The following is a 15,971-nucleotide window of genomic DNA, read 5'->3' as shown; positions in this document are numbered from 1 at the left end:
AATGGCCAGAAGTAACGAAGTCGAGAGCACTCCCGGCCGCGCGCGGAAACACGAACCGGGGCGGCATGCCGGAGGGGTTCCATGCCCCGCGCGCGCCGAATCGGGCACGGGGCCTGCATGTGGTGGAGAACTGCCCTTTATTGCCGAAACCCGCCTTGCGCACGGACCCTGATCCGGCATACCTCATTGCCCCATGAACGCACCCGTTTCCCCCCCGCCTTCCTCCAGCACAACCTCCGCATGGCCGGTCATGGCCATCGCGGTCTTGGGCACGGGTGTCCTGTCCGGGCTGGGGGGCACGGCGCTGTCGCTGCTGCTGCACATGATCCAGCATCTGGCCTATGGCTACGGGCAGCCGGGGGGGCCGCATAATTTCCTGCAGGGCGTCAGCGCCGCGCCCGCATGGCGGCGGTTTGCGGCGCTGTGCGCGGCCGGTGTGGTCGCGGGCGTGGGCTGGTGGGCGCTGGGGCGCTTTGGCAGGCCGCTCATCAGCATTGCCGCAAGCGTGGGCAAGACCGGGCCGGGCAAGCCCATGCCACCTTTTTCCACGCTGGTGCATGTACTGCTCCAGATCGTGACGGTGGCGCTCGGCTCACCGCTGGGGCGTGAGGTCGCGCCACGGGAACTGGGCGCCGTGCTGGCCACCGCCACGGGGCGCGTGCTGCGGCTTGCGGCGGATGACCGGCGCATCATCATCGCCTGTGGCGCGGGGGCGGGGCTTGCCGCCGTCTATAACGTGCCGCTGGGTGGCGCGCTGTTCATACTGGAGGTGCTGCTGGCCCAGGTCGGGCAGCGTGCCGTGCTGTGCGCCGTGGGCGCATCGGCCATTGGGGCGTTCGTGCCCTGGGCTGTGCTGGGCAATGTGCACCAGTACGAAATCGGGCCGATGGTGGTCACACCCGCCGTCATGGTGTGGGCGCTGTGCGCGGGGCCGGTCATCGGCATTGGCGCGCATGGGGCCAAGCGGTTGGCGGGGCTGGCGCAGAACCGCGCGGCACGCGGCGTGGGGCGCATCGGGTGGTGCCTTGTGGTGTTTCCCCTCATGGGGGTGCTGACATGCTTCTACCCGCAACTGCCGGGTAACGGGCGCGGCCCCATGCAGCTTGCGCTTTCGGCGCAACTGGGCATGGAGCTGGCGGCGACCCTGCTGGTGCTCAAGATCATCGTCATCATGGGGGCGTTGCGCGCCGGTGCGGCGGGCGGGCTGCTGACCCCCAGCCTGACCATGGGCGGACTGCTGGCGACCGTGCTGGCCACGGCGTGGAACCTGTGGCTGCCGCTGCCCGGTGTGGATGTGGGCACGACCGCGCTGCTGGGCGGGATCGCCTTTCTGGGCACGTTCATGGCCATGCCGCTTACGGCCATCGCGCTGGGCATCGAGTTCACGCATGTGGGGCACGACATGTGGGTGCCCATTTTCCTGACTTCCGCCGGGGCGCTCATGGCCTTTCGCATCTGCGCGCGTGCGGACAGGGTGCGGGTCGTCCAGTCGCAGCCGCATGCGCCGGGCAGCATGTCGGCCCGGTCGTGATCCGCGGCACCTGATGAAAAAAGGCGGCACCGTTGCCGGTACCGCCCTGTTTTCTGAGGACAGGCGCCGTATTTCACGTTTCGGGCGCGCCGCCTCCGCATTCATTTCACAGGATATGATCCGCGCACAATATGCGTGCGCTCACGTTTCCATGACCTCACGCTATCGTGGAGGCACGGATCATTTTTCGGCAAACGGGTCGAAATCCCCGTCGTTTTCGCGCACGCTCCACCAGCCCTTATTCCATTCCTCATAGGCGGGCAGGGTTTCGTCAAACGGGTTTTCGATCAGCGGCTCACCCTTCGTGGCGGCGGCCTTGCCCTGCGCGAAGGCGTCCTGTGTGTTCTGTTCGGTCATGCAATGCTCTTTCCGGCTTGATCCGTCTGCAATGGCGCGAACGTACACCATGCCCACCCCCCGCGCAGCCCCATGGGGTGAAGGGGGGTAATGCAGCGCGCGCAGGTGTGGCGGTCAGGCCGTGGTGCCGTACTGCACCCCACGGTCACGCAGCCAGCGGCGGTACGCCACCGACATGCGGTCGGCCATGGTGGGTATTTCCGCCCCGCTGGACAGCGGCAGGCGGCGCGGGCGCTGGTTTTCCAGTATGATCCGGTCCTGCAGGAAGATGGTCTGCTGGAACTGGATCAGGTCGGCCTGGGGCGAGACATCGTCAATCAGGAACATGACCGGGTGCGCGCGGCTGGTTTCCTGTGTCATCGGCTGGACGAACAGGGTGATGATGTCAAAGCGTTCGGGCTGGGTGGGGCAGGTCTTGTACAGCAGCGTCACGAACGGGCTGGCCACGCGGTACAGGTATTCCGTCTCGATTCCACCGGCGGCCGAAAGGGCGGCCTGCGGCTGGTAGAAATGGCAGTCCGTGGCCCAGACCTCGTTGCCGTCCTCACGCAGTTCTATGTTGTAGCGCGCCACTTCCGTATCCGGTTCGGCGCCGAGGATGTTGGTGTGCACGAAGGGGAAATGCGCCATGTCGAGGAAGTTCTCGACAATGCGCGGGGCGGATGTGCGCACCGTGATCACGCCGCAATCCACGACCCTGCGGTCGGGTTCCATGGTTTCGGTAATGGCGGGAATGTCACCTCTGGGCGTGCCGAGGCATGTCCACAGGCAGCCATGGCGCGCCTGCACGGGCAGGCTGCGCCGCTCCGCCACGTCACACGCAAAGGGCGCGCCATCGGCATCGTGGCCAAAGGTGATGTGCCGGTCGAGCAGCATGGTGTCGGTTGGCGTGGTGCGCAGGTGTGACAGGGGGCTGATCACATGCCATTCGGACAGAACGGTTTCAGCGGCTGGGGTGGTCAGTGTCATGGCCCGGTCCTGTGTTTTCAGTATGTCATCCATCACGCGCATGGATTGCCGTAACGGTTTTGCAATGTTAGCTCCATTCAGGACGGCACGCCATCCCATGGCGTGAAGGAATGGCCGGACGGACAGGCAGGCCCTGTCCGTGCCGGCGGAAGGGAGCGGAAGAGCATATGCACAGATGGCATCCGGTCAGTGTCCTGTCCGACATACACCGTGGCGAGGTCGCGGGCGTGCGGATTGGCGGGCATGAGATCGTGCTATGGCGCGAGGACAGCGCCACATCCACCCTCCATGCGTGGGAGGACCGCTGCCCGCATCGCGGCATGCGGCTCAGTTTCGGGTTCGTGCGCGGTGATGGCCTGGGCTGCCTGTATCATGGCTGGCAGTTCGGTGCGGGCGCGCGGTGCAAACTGATCCCGGCCCACCCGCAGGTGCGTGCGCCCGCCTCGATTCATGTGGGCGCCTATGGCGTGCGTGAATGGGCCGGGCTTGCGTGGGTCAGCCTGGATGCGGCGGCGGATTTCGCCCCGCAGGCGGCACAGGGCGTGGATGGGGTCCAGCCCGTGCGCAGCGTGCATGTCCATGCAGGAATCGCACCGCTGCGCCAGGCGATCGGGATGGATGATGATACGCCCGTGCTGTGGACTGGTCGTGTAGGCCTTGCGGTGCATGAGCCGGTCGCGGGGCAGGCCATGCTGCATGTGGTCCGGGCGGAAGGGGATGGCGCACCGTCCGCACCCTTCCTGTCGCACTGGGCCGCGCGGCTGCGCGATGCGGTGGAATGTGGTGGCGATACCGCCGCGGTCATGGAGGAACTGGCGTGACGATGGATATGATCCTGTATGACTGGACGCCGGATGTGCGCTGCTACGCCGTGCGTCTTGGCCTGTCGCTCATGGGCGTGGAGTACCGCACGGAAGCGGTGGACATGGACCTGCCCGGCACCCGGCGCCTGCCGGTATTCGCCACGGGGCGGTGTCCGCCGGTGCTGGAGCATGGTGGCCTGCGGCTGTCACGGCCTGCCAACATCCTGCATTTCATCGCCCGCAGGCCCGATGTGGCGCGGGCATGGCTCGACCCCGCCTGTGAATGGGTCATTCTGGACTGGCTGGATTTCGGGGGCGGTGCGCTCGATGCGCTGGCGGCCAGCCGTGGGGGAGCACTTGGCACCACCATGCCGGTCGTGCCCGCCACCGGCGCGCTGGAAGTGATGCTGCGGCGGATGGAAGACCACATGAGCGCCCGCGCGCTTGAAGGCCATGACTGGTTCGCGGCCCCTGCCGCCAGCATTGCCGATGTGGTGCTGTTCGTGGTGTTCGCGCTGTCGGCCGATGTGGGGGTGGAACGTGATACCTGCCCCGCCCTGCGGCGCTGGGCGCGCAGGATGCGCGCGCTGCCCGGTTTTGCGGTCATGCCCGGCGTGCCGGATTACGCCTGACATATTCATCACATCTACATCTTTGGCATACATGATCCCCTGTTAGGGTTATGGAGGAAACTGGTGGCCCATGTGTAGGGCCGCCAGCAGGGACCAGCATTCATAAAAAACCACTCAGGGAAGACACATATATGAACAAAAAACTGTTTGCATCCCGCCCGGTCGCATGGGCGCTGGCGGCAACCATCGAGGGTGTTGCGGGACTGTGCGGGACTTCCGCGATGGCGCAGGCCCCGGTCATCGTGGGCAATCAGCTGGGTGTCGCGACCGTCGAGAGCGTGGACCACGATGCGGGCATGATCCTGCTGCGTGACAGGGCGGGCAATCTGGACACCGTGCGCGTGGACCCGGACATCCGCGCCAAGCTGCCGGTGCTGCATGCGGGCGACAAGATCGGCCTGCGCATCGTGCGCACCATTGACGCCACGATCGCCGCCCCCGGCTCCCCCATGCCTGAATCGACCGAGAACGCCGCCGGCACCCGCACCGGCCAGCATCCGCACGGCATGATGGTTTCCTTCAAGCGTGAGCGCGTCAAGGTGACGGGTCTCGATACGACCCGCAATCAGGTCACCTTTGTCGATCCCGATGACATCACCCGCGTCGTGCTGGTGCGCCAGAAGCCGATGCAGGAGTTCCTCAAGACCCTCAAGGTCGGTGACGAAGTGGACACGACCGTCATGGACGCCGTGTCGTTCTCCGTCCTCAGCCGACTTCCGGCCTGACGGCGGCAAGCGGCGGCCGGTGGGCGGCGGGATAGTCCTCGCCCCATTGCAGCGGGCCGCGCCGGTCAAGGAAGCCGGGAATATCCTGGATGATCTGCGCGGCCTGTTCCAGGCAGGCCATGGCCTCGACCTGGGCCGCCGGGCGCAGGGTGATCGCATCGGGCGGGCACAGGATGTACGCCGCGTGCCGCAGCGCCTTTGCGGTCAGCAGCGGGTTGTGCGCCAGCTCGGCAAAGGCGTCGAGCGCATCATAGATGGCCACCTGCTGGCCACCGGTAATCTCGGGGCTTTCCGCAATGGTGCGGATGCGTTCCACCAGCCGCCCCAGCGAGAGCGTGGCCAGTGCCGCGTCAATATACTGGTGGATCACCCCCGGCCGCGCGAAGAACGACAGGCGCATCGCCAGCCGCAGGACCTTCTGCAGTTGCAGGTTCTCCCACACCAGCCATTCCTTGCCCTGCCTGCGGCCTGACAGCGCCAGCCTGCGCAGGCTGCGCGTAAGCGACGTGACAAGGCGCGCCGCATCCACCCGGTGGTTGGGCGGCAGGATCACGCGGAAGGACAGGACCAGCATGCAGCAGCCCAGAAACAGCGCCAGCCAGCCGTTGAACAGGCTTATGTCATTATAATAATGGATGGGGTTGTTGACTTGCAGCATGACCGTGGAAAACACGCAGTAGCCAAATGCCCCGACCCCCACCTGCGGGTGGAACTGCAGCCACACCCCCGGCAGCAGCATGATGCACAGCGAAAGCCAGAGCAGCGGATACCCATCCACCTGCGGCAGCAGGTAGATATGGCATAACAGCCCCGCCGGGATTCCCAGCGCCGTGCCCGCCGCCATAAGCCCTGACGCGCGTGAGGCGGAGGGCAGGGTGGACAGCAGGCTGGCGGCGGCCACCACGTACAGCATCATCGTCGGCCCCGCCGTCCAGTGCAGGACGTACCAGACCAGCGCCGTCAGCATCGTGATCGTTGCTCCGCGCGCGCCGTTGCGCAGCGCCGTGGGCCATTCCAGATAGGGTTGCAGCCGCAGCCGCCGCCCCGCGCTGCCACGGCGGGCCAGATCCTGCAACGCCGTCTCGATCTGGCCCAGCAGGTCCTGGATATCGTCCAGAAACAGCAGCGACTGCGGGGAGTGGCTGTCACGCGCATGCGCGATCATGATGGCGCGGGTCTGGCTTATGCGTGCGCAGCCGCTGGTCCATGTGCTTTCCAGCGTCTGGTTGGCGGTAATGTCCATGAGGTACTGGAGCATGGACACGATCTCGCCATGCACCATGCGGTCTTCCTCCGTATTGGAGGCGGTGACGGTATGGGGATGGTATGAGGCGACAATGCCCGAAAGCCGTGCCAGCCCCGCGCGGATTTCACGCTGGCGCACGCTTATGTCGTAATTGTCCGTCGCGGCGTATTCCACCGCATCCGACAGCCGCCCGATCCGGCTGAGCATGGCGGCGCGGCTGTCATGAAACGTGGGGGGCAGGGTGCGGAAGGTGCTGGCGGGCGTGGCGGTCGGGTTCGGCGCGGGCACGTTGCTGTAGCCCTGATGGAACGACAGGATGTAGCTGACCGTGTCACGGAACAGGTCATGGATCTGGATGAACAGCGTGTCCGAACGGCGCGGCGAGGTGACCATGAACACCGCCGCCGTGGTCACGATGCCCACCACCACCGCAGCAAGGCGCGACATGGCGCTGAGGAAGATCCCGTCAGGGTCATCAAACGCGGGGGCGGAGATGATGACGATCGTATAGCCCGTCAGCACGGCGGCATAGGCACGGAACAGCCGCAGGAAGGTCGCGGCCATGCAGGCCAGCCCCACCGTCAGTGACAGCCCCATAAAATATAGTACCGGCGACTGCACGAACACCGCCATAAGCCCCACGCTTATGGACGCGCCAATGATGGTGCCGATCACACGCCACACGCTTTTGGACACCAGCGCCCCCACCGTGGGGTTGGCCACGATCATGACGGTGGTGACCGAACTCATGGGGGACTGGAGCTGGAAGCTGAACGCCAGGAACAGCGCGATCCCGACAGACAGGAGCGCACGCGCACTGTAGGCCGCCGTGGTGCACGTGGCGGCCCATCGGGCATCGATGGAAAAGGTGCGCGTAATGCTGGACAACATCTGGGGCGGACTCCCGGCTGCGACATGCGGACCACCTGATAACGCATGCCACGGGAAGATAAAGGATACGGAGCCGGGTATTTATTGTATGACAATTAGTGCCATGTCAATTATATCGGCCCAACCCGTTTCCGCCGCCGGTCTGGTATCGCGTAAATGGGTCATGATCCGCCGCGTCCGGCATGCTATCGGGCGCATGAAGGCCCCGTCGCCGGGTCGTTCACCCGCAGGAGGTTCACATGCCGGGTCGTTCACCATTGCCCGATATCGAGGGTACCGGTTTTCAGGACATGAGGATGACGTTCCTCACCATGCGGCTGTCCAACACGTGGCGCCTGCTGCTTGACCGCGCCCTGCGCACGGAGGGCATGAGTCTGGCCATGATGCGCCCGCTGGCCTACCTCATGATGCTGCCCGCCGGCATAAGCCAGCGCACGCTGGCCGATGCGATGAATACCGATAGTTCCGCGCTGGTGCGCGTGCTCGACCTGCTGGAGGATGAAGGGCTGGTCGAACGCCGCCCCGATCAGGATGACAGGCGGGCCAAGTGCCTTGTCCTGACCCCGCGTGGCCGGCGGAAATGCGCCGCACTCCATCATATCTGCGCGGCCATGGAATCGCGCGTGCTGGACGGGCTTCCGCACGGCGGCACGCAGGCGATGATGGACATGCTGGCGCAGGTACTGCACCGGGCGGAGGACGTGATGAAGGAAGACGGCGCCACCCCCTGCAGCGACGGCGCGGCGTAATCACGGCCCGCGTGCGATTGCATGGGACGGGGTGATATGAGACGTTATGACAGGATTCCCGCGCGGGCCGGGTACGCACGCGCATGAAGGGGGCGCTCCCTTTCCCGCAGGTACCACTTCGCGCGTATGGCAAGGAGATGCTGCCGGTATGAAGTGGCGGGAGGGTATGATTGGCGCCGGTCTGGCCGTTGTGGTCATGGCGGTGGGGGCCGGGTGGTATGTGGTCCAGCACCGTGGCGACCTGCCGCGCGGGCTGGCGCGGGCCAACGGGCGGCTGGAGCTGGCGCGTATTGACGTGGCGGTGAAATATCCCGGCCGCATTACCGGACTTGATTTCAACGAGGGCGACACCGTCGCAGCGGGGCAGGTGCTGGCGCGTGAGGATGACGTGACGGCGCGCGCCCGCCTTGACGCCGCACGCGCCCATCTTGACGCCGCCCGGGCGGATAGTGCGCGCGTCGGGGCCGAGCGGGACGCACGGCAGGCGGCGCGGCATCTGGCGGAACTGGACATGGAGCATGCGCGCGGCATGTTCCGCCAGCATCTCGTCTCGGACATGGAACTCGCGCAGCACCAGACGAACCTGGACACGGCCACCGCCGCCGCCGAGGCCGCCAGCCGCGCGGTTGATGGCGCACGGGCCATGGTCGATGGCGCGCAGGCGCAGGTGGCCGAAGCGCAGTCGGCGGTTGATGACATGATCATCCGCGCGCCTGTGGCGGGCCGGATCGAATACCGCATTGTGGAAATGGGGGCGGTCCTGCCCGGCGGGGGGCGGGTGGCCTCTCTGCTGAACCCGGCGGATATGTACCTGACCGTATTCTACCCCTCCCCGCAGGCGGGCAGGCTGCGCGTGGGCGATCAGGCGCGCATCGCCCTTGATGCCCTGCACCAGCAGGTCATTCCGGCCACGATCTCCTTCGTCTCGCCCGAGGCCCAGTTCACCCCCAAATATGTCGAGACCACGACCGAGCGTGACAAGCTGGTCTATCGCGTCAAGCTGCGGATCGCACCCGAAACGGCGCGGCGTTACGGCAGCGTGCTCAAGGCGGGCATGACGGGCGATGGCTACGTGCGCACCGACCCCGCCACCCCGTGGCCCGCGGCCCTTGACGTGGCCGATGCCCCGCAATGAACGCGGATACGCCGCACGATAGCCCGCCCGGCATCACCATTACCGGGGTGACGCACCGCTATGGCGCGGTCACGGCGGTCAATGACGTGACACTCAGCCTGCCTGCCGGAACCACCATCGGCCTTGTCGGGCCGGACGGGGTGGGCAAGTCCACCCTGCTGGGGCTGATTGCGGGGGTGCGGCGGCTCCAGTCCGGTAAGGTCATGGTGCTGGGGGCGGATATGGGATCGCGCCGCGCGCGTGAGGCGTTCCTGCCCCGGGTCGCCTTCATGCCGCAGGGGCTGGGGCGCAACCTGTACCCGACCCTGTCGGTATGGGAGAACATTGATTTTTTCGCCCGCCTGTTCGGCATGGACGCCCGTGCGCGTGACGCGCGCATCCACCGCCTGCTGGACGCCACGGGGCTTGCGCCCTTTCCCGACCGGGCGGCGGGGCACCTGTCGGGGGGCATGAAGCAGAAGGTCAGCCTGTGCTGTGCGCTGGTGCATGATCCCGACCTGCTGATACTTGATGAACCGACCACCGGGGTCGATCCGCTCTCGCGCCAGCAGTTCTGGACGCTGGTGGACCAGTTGCGGCGTGAGCGCCCGTCCATGACGGTCATCGTCTCCACCGCCTACATGGAGGAGGCGGAACGCTTTTCGTGGCTGGTGGCGATGGATGACGGCAAGGTGCTGATCAGCGACCGGACGCACCGCGTGCTGGAGCGCACCAACACCACATCGCTGGAGGCGGCGTATATCTCGCTCCTGCCCGAAGGCAAGCGCCAGCAGGCCAGCGGCTTCGTCATCCCGCCCTATGCCAATCCCGGCGGCCCCCCCGCCATCGAGGCCGAACACCTGACCCGCCGCTTTGGCAGTTTCACGGCGGTCAGTGACGTGAGCTTCACCATCAGCCGTGGCGAGATTTTTGGCTTCCTCGGCTCCAATGGCTGCGGCAAGTCCACCACCATGAAAATGCTGACCGGCCTGCTGGACGTGACCAGCGGCACGGCCCGGCTGTTTGGCGAGCAGATCACGGCGGGTGACATGAAAACCCGCATGCGCATTGGCTACATGTCGCAGGCGTTCTCGCTTTATGAGGAACTGACCGTGCGCCAGAACCTTATGCTGCAGGCGCGGCTTTACCGTATTCCCGCCGCACAGGCGGCGCAGCGGGTGGAGCAGGCGCTTGATTCGTTCGAGCTGCGTAACTGCGCCGATGTCAGCCCCGCCGCCCTGCCGCTGGGCATACGCCAGCGCCTGCAGCTTGCGGCAGCGTGCATCAACAACCCCGAAATCCTGATCCTTGACGAACCGACCTCCGGCGTGGACCCCGCCGCGCGCGACATGTTCTGGCGGCACCTGATCCGCCTGTCCCGCACGGATCATGTCACCATTTTTGTCTCCACCCATTTCATGAACGAGGCGGCGCGGTGCGACCGGATCTCGCTCATGCATCGCGGGCACGTGCTGGCGGTCGGCACACCCGCCGAACTGGTGAAAAGACGCGCGGCCCCCGATCTTGAGGCCGCCTTCATCGCCTATCTGGAAGATGCGGAAGGTGCGATGGACACCGCGCAGGCCGCGCCCGCCGCAAAACCCGCCAGCCGTGGCCGCGCGTGGTGGCAGGACATGGCGACACGGTGGGAGATGCGGCTGGGCCGCCTTGGCGGGGCGTGGCTGCCGCGCGCATGGGCCTTTGCCCGGCGCGAGGCGGTGGAACTGCTGCGCGACCGGCTGCGACTCATGTTCGCGCTGGTCGGGCCGCTGATCCTGCTGGTGGTGGCGGCATCAAGCATCTCGTTCGATGTGGAGGGGGTGGGCTTTACCGTCAGTGACCATGACCGGACCACCATCAGCCGTGAACTGATCGACAGCTTCCGTGGCTCCGCCTATTTCCATGAACTGCCGCCCGTAACCGATGCCGATGCGCTGGACCGGACCATACGCAATGGCCGCGCGCAGATGGCGCTGGATATTCCAGCGGGCTTCGCCCGTGACATGGAAGCCGGGCGCAGGCCGGAGGTCGGGGTGATCATTGATGGCGCGGTGCCGTTCCTTGCGGCCAATGTCCGGGCCTACGTGACGGGCGTGCTGGCGGGGTACGCGGCCACGCTGGGGCGCGAGATGCCGCAGGGGGTAACGGTTCCGATCAATGTGGAGCCACGTTTCGCCTATAACCAGGAATTCCGCAGCATCTACGCCATGACACCGGGCGTGATCATGCTGGCGCTGATCCTGATCCCGAGCATGCTGACCGCCCTCGGCGTGGTGCGGGAGAAGGAGGTGGGCTCCATCGTCAACCTGTATGCCTCGCCCGCGTCGGTGGGGCAGTATCTCATGGGCAAGCAGGCGCCCTATGCGGCGCTGGCCACCATCAGCTACGCCATGCTGGTCATTGTGGCGGTGGTGGTGATGGGGGTGCCGCTCAAGGGGTCCCTGCTGGCGCTCAGCATCGGCGGCGTGCTGTTCGTGCTGTCGGCCACGGGGCTGGGGCTGCTGATCTCGACCTTTGTCGGCTCGCAGGTGGCGGCCATTTTCGGCACGTCCATCATCTGCCTGATCCCGGCGGTCAACTTCTCTGGCCTGCTCTATCCGGCCTCGACGCTTACGGGGCTGAGCCGCATCGTGGGGCTGGGCTTTCCGGCGGCGTGGTACCAGATCATCAGCCTGGGCTGTTTTACCAAGGGGCTGGGTCTGGGCAGTTTCTGGCGCATCTATCTGGCGCTGGGCGGCTTTGCCAGCGTTTACATGCTGGCCGCGCGGCTGCTGCTGAAAAAACAGGAAGCCTGAGCGCATGATGCGCTGGCTGGTCAATGTCGGGCTGCTGTGTGGCAAGGAGCTGCGCAGCCTTGTGCACGACCGCGTGCTGCTGGGGCTGATCGTGTTCGCCTTCAGCGCGGGCGTGCTGCTGGTGGCCAGTGGCGTGAAGGTCGAGGTCTCGAACGCGACCATCGCCTTTATGGATGAGGACAACACCACCCTGTCGCGCCGCATGCGCGATGCGGTGCTGCCGCCCTATTTCAAGCCCCCCGTCATGGTGGACCGTGCGGAGGCCCTGCGTGGCATGGACGAGGGGGACTACATATTCGTGGTCGATATCCCCCCGCGTTTCGAGGCCGACATACTGGCGGGCCGCACGCCCGCGGTGCAGATACGTGTGGACGCCACGGCCATGACGCAGGCGGGGCTGGGCACGGCCTACCTGAACGAGATCATGCTGGGCGCGGTCAGTGACGTGCTGCACACGCCCGCGCTGGCGCAGCAGGTGCCCTTCAGCGTGCAGAGCCGCATCCGCTTCAACCCCAATAACGAATCGAAGTGGTTCACCTCGGTCATGCAGATCGTGACCAACATCACCATTCTTTCCATCGTGCTGGTGGGGGCGGCGGTGATCCGTGAACGCGAGCACGGCACGCTGGAGCACCTGCTGGTCATGCCGGTCACGGCCAGCGAGATCGCGATTGCGAAAATCGTGACCAACGGGCTGGTCATATTCGTGGGTGCCATGCTGTCACTATGGCTGGTGGTGCATGTGTGGCTGGGGGTGCCGCTGGCGGGGTCGGTCACGCTGTTTGCGGCGTGCGCGCTGCTGTACCTGTTTTCCGCCACGGCGCTGGGCATCATGCTGGCCACCGTCGCCCCCACCATGCCGCAGTTCGGGCTGCTGGTGGTGCCGGTCTATGCGGTGGCGTACCTGCTGTCGGGTGCTGCAACCCCGGTGGAGAGCATGCCCGCCGCCATGCAGGTGGTGGTGCGGTTCCTGCCCACCACGCAGTTCGTCAACCTGTCACAGGCCATCCTGTACCGGGGCGCGGGGCTGGATGCGATCATGCTGCCGCTGCTGACCGTAAGCCTGACGGGTATCGTATTTCTTATGTGCGCGCTCGCGCGGTTCAGATCCATGTTGGCAAGGCAGGAATGATGGGGAACGGATGGGCACGGATGGCGTGCATGGTGGTGGCCATGGGGCTGGTGGCGGGGTGTTCGCCCTTTCACACACGCGCCCCGGCCTCCCGCGTGGTGGTGCCGCGGCAGTTCACGCAGGTACCGGCTGCCGATACGCCACGGACGGACCTGACCCGCTGGTGGGAGGCCTGGCATGACCCGGGGCTGACACATGCGGTCGAGACGGCGTTGGCCGCCAGCCCCGACCTGCGCATGGCGCGCGACCGCGTGCGTGAGGCGCGTGCGCTGCACACGGTCGCGCGTTCGGCGCTGTATCCCACCGTGGGGGCCACGGGCAGCATGCTGGGTGGGGGCATGGACTGGCGCAACCCCACCAGCCTCGTGCCCGGCAATGACCCCGGAACGGACGCGCATCTGGCCGGGGTCGGTGCATCGTGGGAGCCGGACCTGTTCGGTGGCCGCCATGCCGATGTAAAGGCCGCGAAGGCCGGTGTCGCGGCGGAGGAGGAATATTTCCATGGCGTGCAGATGGTCATCGCCGCCGATGCGGCGGATGACTACCTGCAGGCCCAGGGGCTGCAACGCCAGATCGCGCTGACCGATCAGGGCATCGCCACGCTGGAACAGTTGCATGCCTATGGTCAGGCCCGCTTCGCATCGGGGCAGGCGAATGCGGCGGATGTCACCGGCATTGACCAGAAGCTGTCCGGCCTGCGGGCGCGCAGGCCCATGCTTGTGGCCCAGCTTGATCTTATGCGCAGGCGGCTGGCGGTCCTGTCCGGCCAGGTGCCCGAGGGGCTGCCGGACCCCGTGCCGCCGCCCGCTTACTACCTGCCCCCGGCACCCGCAGGCGAGATGCCTGATGAGGTGCTGGAGCGCAGGCCCGATGTCCGCGCCCGGCGCGATCAGGTGGATGCGGCGCTGAACCGGCTGAAAAGCGCCAAGACCGACCTGCTGCCGCGTTTCGGGCTGGAATTTTTTGGTGGCAACGGGCGGCTGCGCTTTGACGGGATTCCCGGCCTGTCCGGCACGGGCGGGCTGATCGCGCTGACCAGCTACCTGCCCATTTTCACCGCCAACCGCATACAGGCGCGTATTCACGCCGCCGATGCCCGGCTGGACGCCGCCGTGGCCGGATATGACCAGAGCATACTGCGCGCGCTGGCGGAGGTGGAGGATGGGTATGAAAACCGCCTCGGGCTGGACAGCCGTGATGTGGAACTGACCCGCGCGATGGAACAGGCACGGCAGGTTGCGCGGGATATGGCCGGACTGTATGCCGGTGGGCAGCGCAATCTGGGTGATGTGCTGCACGCCCGCATGCAGGTGCTGGACGCGCAGGCAGATGTGCTGGCCAACCAGGACGCCCGCACGCTGGCCACCATACAGCTTGCCCGCGCCCTGGGGGGCGGGTGGGAACAGGCGACACCGGTGCTGCGCGGGTCCGGGCCGTAATCAGGGAGACGTGTGGATGTCGGTCGGAATGGCCCTGTTACTGGCTGTTGTGGCCATAGGCGTCGTTGTTTTCCTGATCGAGCGGGTCAAGCTCAACCCCTTCCTTTCGCTGTTCATCGCCTCCGTGCTGCTGGGCTTTGCCGCTGGCATGCCTGCGACAAGGGTGGTGAGCGCGTTCGAGACCGGGGCGGGCGACGTGCTGGGGCAGATCGCCTCCGTCATCGCGCTGGGCACGATGATGGGCAAGATGCTGGAGGTTTCCGGCGGGGCGGACCGCATCGCCATGACCGTGGTGTCGGTGGCGGGCGCGCGGCGGGTGGACTGGGCCATGATGCTGATCGGGCTGCTGGTCGGGCTGTCGGTTTTCTTTACGGTCGGGTTTGTCATTCTGGTGCCGCTGGCCTTTTCCATCGCACGCCAGACCCGTATGCCCCTGCTGCACGTGGCGCTGCCGGTTACGGCCGCCCTGTCGGTGGTGCAGGGGTATATGCCGCCGCATCCGGGCGCGATGTTCGCCCTTGCGGCCTATCATGCCGATGTCGGGCGCCTGATCTGGATGGGGGCGGTGGTGAGCGTGCCGGCTGCGATCATTTCCGGCCCGCTTTACACCCGCTTCATCGTGCCGCGCCTGCCGGCGGATGCGGGGGCCGCCGCCGCCAGCCAGCACGGGCGTGATACGCCGCGCGACCCTGCCGCGCTGCCAGGTTTCGGGATTACGCTGTTCACCATCCTTGCCCCCATGGTGCTGATGCTGGCGGGGTCGGCCGTGCGGTTCATGGGGCCGATCGGGGATGGATGGGCCGCCGCCCTGCGTTTTGTGGGGGATGCGAATGTGGGGCTGGGGCTGGCGGCCCTGCTGTCCTTCTGGACCCTGGGGCTGCGGCGGGGGCTGACGAAGGAAAAGATACTGGCCTGTTCCAACGAATGTCTTGGCCCGCTGGCCAGCCTGCTGCTCATGATCGGGGCGGGTGGCGGCTTTGGCGCGGAACTGATGGCCAGCGGCATTTCGGACGCGATCGCGCATGCGGCGGTGGAGATGCATGTGCCGCTGCTGCTGCTGGCATGGGGGCTGGCCGCGGGCATGCGGGTGGCGGTGGGCTCGGCCACTGTGGCCATGAGCACCACGGCGGGCATCGTGGCCCCGATCATGGCGCATGGGCATGGTGTCTCGCCCGAGCTGCTGGTGCTGGCCACGGGGGCGGGGGCGGTCATGTTCGGGCCGATGAACGATTCCGGGTTCTGGCAGGTGCGCGACACGCTGGGGCTGAGCGTGCCGCAGACGGCATGGACATGGTCCGTGATCGAGACGCTGATCGGCCTGACCGGGCTGGGGATGTGCCTGCTGCTGGGCTGGTGCGGGCTGTAATGGCGCGCGCATTCTTCAGCCCCCGGCGCCTGAAGGCGCCAGCCGGTGAAACACTGGATATAAGGGGAGAAAGGTGGTGCCGACACTCGGAATTGAACCGAGGGCCTACTGATTACGAATCAGTTGCTCTACCCCTGAGCTATGTCGGCAAACCTATGGCGTCTGATAAACGATGGGCTGAAATGATGCAATATCTCAAATGCGGCATTCCCCATTTTAATT

Annotated in this window: 13 protein-coding genes and 1 tRNA gene; 10 read left to right on the top strand and 4 right to left on the bottom strand. The window is 66.3% G+C overall.

The genetic code is table 11. The features are described 5' to 3' along the window. Positions 1–250: 250 nt before the first annotated feature. On the top strand, positions 251–1,531 hold the full coding sequence (locus DY926_RS07885; RefSeq protein WP_116702861.1) for a chloride channel protein: 1,281 nt from the start codon (positions 251–253) through the stop codon (positions 1,529–1,531). A gap of 180 nt (positions 1,532–1,711) precedes the next feature. Here the strand turns inward: DY926_RS07885 and DY926_RS17515 are convergent, their stop codons facing one another. After that, on the bottom strand, positions 1,712–1,888 hold the full coding sequence (locus tag DY926_RS17515; protein ID WP_186336110.1) for a hypothetical protein: 177 nt from the start codon (positions 1,886–1,888) through the stop codon (positions 1,712–1,714). Between the two features lie 114 nt (positions 1,889–2,002). Then, positions 2,003–2,857 (bottom strand): aromatic ring-hydroxylating oxygenase subunit alpha, encoded by an 855-nt coding sequence (locus tag DY926_RS07880; protein WP_116702873.1) that lies wholly within the window; start codon positions 2,855–2,857, stop codon positions 2,003–2,005. Positions 2,858–3,024: 167 nt separating this feature from the next. Here DY926_RS07880 and DY926_RS07875 point away from each other — a divergent pair, with 167 nt between their 5' ends. From DY926_RS07875 to DY926_RS07865, 3 genes are all read left to right on the top strand, one after another. Next, positions 3,025–3,678: a Rieske (2Fe-2S) protein gene (locus DY926_RS07875; protein ID WP_116702860.1), complete on the top strand. Its 654-nt coding sequence runs from the start codon at positions 3,025–3,027 to the stop codon at positions 3,676–3,678. 2 nt (positions 3,679–3,680) lie between these two features. After that, entirely contained in the window at positions 3,681–4,292 is a 612-nt protein-coding gene (locus tag DY926_RS07870) for a glutathione S-transferase family protein (protein ID WP_241503123.1), read from the top strand. A 131-nt stretch (positions 4,293–4,423) separates the two neighbouring features. Further along, positions 4,424–5,017 carry a preprotein translocase subunit YajC gene (locus tag DY926_RS07865; protein WP_116702858.1) on the top strand — a complete coding sequence of 198 codons (594 nt, stop codon included), beginning with the start codon at positions 4,424–4,426 and terminating at the stop codon, positions 5,015–5,017. On the opposite strand, the gene DY926_RS07860 is transcribed toward DY926_RS07865, so the two are convergent. Then, positions 4,998–7,154, bottom strand: a complete 2,157-nt coding sequence (locus tag DY926_RS07860; protein WP_116702857.1) for an FUSC family protein — start codon at positions 7,152–7,154, stop codon at positions 4,998–5,000. The genes DY926_RS07865 and DY926_RS07860 overlap by 20 nt on opposite strands. A 239-nt stretch (positions 7,155–7,393) precedes the next feature. Here DY926_RS07860 and DY926_RS07850 point away from each other — a divergent pair, with 239 nt between their 5' ends. The 6 genes from DY926_RS07850 to DY926_RS07825 all read left to right on the top strand — a co-directional run bounded on the left by DY926_RS07850 (position 7,394) and on the right by DY926_RS07825 (position 15,749). After that, positions 7,394–7,903, top strand: coding sequence for a MarR family winged helix-turn-helix transcriptional regulator (locus DY926_RS07850; RefSeq protein WP_241503120.1), 510 nt, complete (start codon positions 7,394–7,396; stop codon positions 7,901–7,903). Between the two features lie 148 nt (positions 7,904–8,051). Further along, complete coding sequence (locus DY926_RS07845; protein WP_116702854.1) at positions 8,052–9,038, top strand: HlyD family secretion protein; 987 nt, start codon at positions 8,052–8,054, stop codon at positions 9,036–9,038. Continuing rightward, complete coding sequence (gene rbbA, locus DY926_RS07840; protein WP_116702853.1) at positions 9,035–11,812, top strand: ribosome-associated ATPase/putative transporter RbbA; 2,778 nt, start codon at positions 9,035–9,037, stop codon at positions 11,810–11,812. Before DY926_RS07845 ends, rbbA begins: the two co-directional genes overlap by 4 nt. A 4-nt stretch (positions 11,813–11,816) precedes the next feature. Continuing rightward, entirely contained in the window at positions 11,817–12,944 is a 1,128-nt protein-coding gene (locus DY926_RS07835; protein WP_116702852.1) for an ABC transporter permease, read from the top strand. A 20-nt stretch (positions 12,945–12,964) separates the two neighbouring features. After that, positions 12,965–14,383 carry a TolC family protein gene (locus DY926_RS07830; RefSeq protein ID WP_241503119.1) on the top strand — a complete coding sequence of 473 codons (1,419 nt, stop codon included), beginning with the start codon at positions 12,965–12,967 and terminating at the stop codon, positions 14,381–14,383. A 16-nt stretch (positions 14,384–14,399) separates the two neighbouring features. After that, positions 14,400–15,749 (top strand): GntT/GntP/DsdX family permease, encoded by a 1,350-nt coding sequence (locus DY926_RS07825; RefSeq protein ID WP_116702851.1) that lies wholly within the window; start codon positions 14,400–14,402, stop codon positions 15,747–15,749. A gap of 74 nt (positions 15,750–15,823) precedes the next feature. On the opposite strand, the gene DY926_RS07820 is transcribed toward DY926_RS07825, so the two are convergent. Beyond that, positions 15,824–15,898 (bottom strand) — tRNA-Thr (locus DY926_RS07820). Positions 15,899–15,971 lie beyond the last annotated feature (73 nt).

Origin of the sequence: Komagataeibacter melaceti (assembly GCF_003403295.1) — a bacterium.
Lineage (GTDB): Bacteria > Pseudomonadota > Alphaproteobacteria > Acetobacterales > Acetobacteraceae > Komagataeibacter > Komagataeibacter melaceti.
Note: the sequence above shows the minus strand (reverse complement) of the source record. Positions and strands in the feature narration are given on the sequence as shown.

Bases quoted from the DNA above. Each gene is read 5' to 3' on its own strand.
- DY926_RS07850 (WP_241503120.1), top strand. From the start codon at position 7,394: ATGCCGGGTCGTTCACCATTGCCCGATATCGAGGGTACCGGTTTTCAG.
- DY926_RS07880 (WP_116702873.1), bottom strand. From the start codon at position 2,857: ATGACACTGACCACCCCAGCCGCTGAAACCGTTCTGTCCGAATGGCAT.
- DY926_RS07835 (WP_116702852.1), top strand. From the start codon at position 11,817: ATGATGCGCTGGCTGGTCAATGTCGGGCTGCTGTGTGGCAAGGAGCTG.
- DY926_RS07875 (WP_116702860.1), top strand. From the start codon at position 3,025: ATGCACAGATGGCATCCGGTCAGTGTCCTGTCCGACATACACCGTGGC.
- DY926_RS07860 (WP_116702857.1), bottom strand. From the start codon at position 7,154: ATGTTGTCCAGCATTACGCGCACCTTTTCCATCGATGCCCGATGGGCC.
- DY926_RS07885 (WP_116702861.1), top strand. From the start codon at position 251: ATGGCCATCGCGGTCTTGGGCACGGGTGTCCTGTCCGGGCTGGGGGGC.
- DY926_RS07870 (WP_241503123.1), top strand. From the start codon at position 3,681: ATGGATATGATCCTGTATGACTGGACGCCGGATGTGCGCTGCTACGCC.
- rbbA (WP_116702853.1), top strand. From the start codon at position 9,035: ATGAACGCGGATACGCCGCACGATAGCCCGCCCGGCATCACCATTACC.
- DY926_RS07830 (WP_241503119.1), top strand. From the start codon at position 12,965: ATGGCGTGCATGGTGGTGGCCATGGGGCTGGTGGCGGGGTGTTCGCCC.
- DY926_RS07845 (WP_116702854.1), top strand. From the start codon at position 8,052: ATGAAGTGGCGGGAGGGTATGATTGGCGCCGGTCTGGCCGTTGTGGTC.
- DY926_RS07825 (WP_116702851.1), top strand. From the start codon at position 14,400: ATGTCGGTCGGAATGGCCCTGTTACTGGCTGTTGTGGCCATAGGCGTC.
- DY926_RS07865 (WP_116702858.1), top strand. From the start codon at position 4,424: ATGAACAAAAAACTGTTTGCATCCCGCCCGGTCGCATGGGCGCTGGCG.
- DY926_RS17515 (WP_186336110.1), bottom strand. From the start codon at position 1,888: ATGACCGAACAGAACACACAGGACGCCTTCGCGCAGGGCAAGGCCGCC.